Consider the following 1950-nt stretch of genomic DNA (forward strand, 5'->3'; position numbering starts at 1 on the left):
CGCCCTGCTCGTCGAGGCCGACGGCCCGGCCGCCCGCCCGGGCCGGGTGGACGCCCGTGCGGTGGGCCGGGCCCGCGCGGGCGGGCGCGCCGGGCAGGGCCGGGCGGGGGGGCCGGGGGCCCCCCCCGGGGCCGTAGGGACGGACCGCGCATCATCCCCGCAACGGGCCTCCTGGCGCCGTCCCGCCGCGGGCCGCCGTCGCCCCGGCGTCCCGCCTCGCTCCGTCGCCCGGCTGTCCGGGCCTGTCGGCGTCGTCCGGCAGAAGCGTCCACCACACCGTCGTGTCCGGCGGGATCACGGTGCCGGGCGCGCCTCCTTCGCCTTCGCCGAGGGCCTCCCCGCTGGTCAGCAGCACCCGGCCGGGGGCGCCGAACCGTACGGGATCGCCGGTGGTGTTGGCCGCGCAGACGAAGCCGGGCCTGGCGAACGCCACGACGCCCGCCGGGGCCTCGAGCCACTGGACGCCGTCGCCCGCGCCGAGCCCCGGGTGGGTCCTGCGCACGGCGAGCGCGCTCCGGTACATCTCCAGCGTCGAGCCGGGGTCGCCGGTCTGCGCCTCGACGCTCAGCCCGGACCAGGAGGGCGGCTGCGGCAGCCAGCTGCCGCCCGCGCCGAACCCGTACGAACTCCCCCGCCGGGTCCAGGGGATCGGGACCCGGCAGCCGTCGCGCAGGCCCTCCTGCCCGTCACCGCGGAAGTACGAGGGGTCCTGCCGCACCTCGTCGGGCAGGTCGGTGACGTCGGGCAGGCCGAGTTCCTCGCCCTGGTAGACGTAGGCGGAGCCGGGCAGGGCCAGCATCAGCAGCGTCGCCGCCCTCGCCCGGCGCAGGCCGAGCACGCGGTCGCCGGGCTCGCGGGTCTGCGGGCCCGCGCCGGGCGGGCCCGCGAAGCGGGTGGCGTGGCGGGTCACGTCGTGGTTGGAGAGCACCCAGGTGGCGGGGGCGCCGACGGTGCCCATGGCGGCGAGCGAGCGCTCCACGACGGCCCGCAGCTCCGCGCCGTCCCAGGAGGTCTCCAGGTACGGGAAGTTGAACGCCTGGTGCAGTTCGTCGGGTCGTACGTATCCGGTGGCGCGCTCGATCGTCGGGGTCCACGCCTCGGCGACGGCGATGCGCTCGCCCGCGTACGAGTCGAGGAGGGTGCGCCACTCGCGGTAGATCTCGTGCACGCCGTCCTGGTCGAAGTACGGCACGACATCGCCGGAGAGCAGGCGCGTCCGGCCGCTGCCGCCGATGTCGGGCAGGCCGGGGGCCTTCACGAGGCCGTGTGCGACGTCGACGCGGAAGCCGTCGGCGCCGAGGTCGAGCCAGAAGCGCAGAACGGACCTGAACTCCTCGGCGACGGCGGGGTGTTCCCAGTTGAAGTCGGGCTGCTCGGGTGCGAACAGGTGCAGGTACCAGTCGCCGGGCGCGCCGTCGGGGTCCGTCGTACGGGTCCAGGCGGGGCCGCCGAAGACGGATTCCCAGTCGTTGGGCGGCAGGGCCCCCCCCGGGCCCCTGCCGGGCCGGAAGTGGTAGCGGTCGCGCGGCGCGGACCCGGGCCCCTCGGCGAGGGCCCGCCGGAACCACTCGTGTTCCACGGAGGAGTGGTTGGGGACGAGGTCGACGATCACGCGCAGCCCGAGCGCGTGCGCCTCTCGGATGAGTGTGTCGGCGTCGTGCAGGGTGCCGAAGGCGGGGTCGACGGCACGGTAGTCGGCGACGTCGTACCCGGCGTCCGCCTGCGGCGACGCGTAGAACGGGCTGAACCACACGGCGTCCACGCCGAGGTCCCTGAGGTACGGCAACCGGGCGCGGGCGCCCGCGAGGTCGCCCATGCCGTCGCCGTTCCCGTCGGCGAAGCTGCGCGGGTACACCTGGTAGATCACGGCGCCGCGCCACCAGTCGGTGGCCGGCTCCCGGGCCGGTGCGGCGGGCGGGGCCGATGTCGTGGTCATCGTGAGGACCATGT

At 76.4% G+C, this 1950-nt stretch carries 1 pseudogene; it reads right to left on the reverse strand.

Annotated elements, in window-relative coordinates:
* Window positions 1–262: 262 nt before the first annotated feature.
* A pseudogene (locus tag LCE31_RS23505) lies at window positions 263–1948 on the reverse strand (glycoside hydrolase family 13 protein); the annotation flags it as partial.
* Window positions 1949–1950: the final 2 nt, after the last annotated feature.

The organism is Streptomyces sp. 8L (assembly GCF_020176795.1).
Classification (GTDB): domain Bacteria; phylum Actinomycetota; class Actinomycetes; order Streptomycetales; family Streptomycetaceae; genus Streptomyces.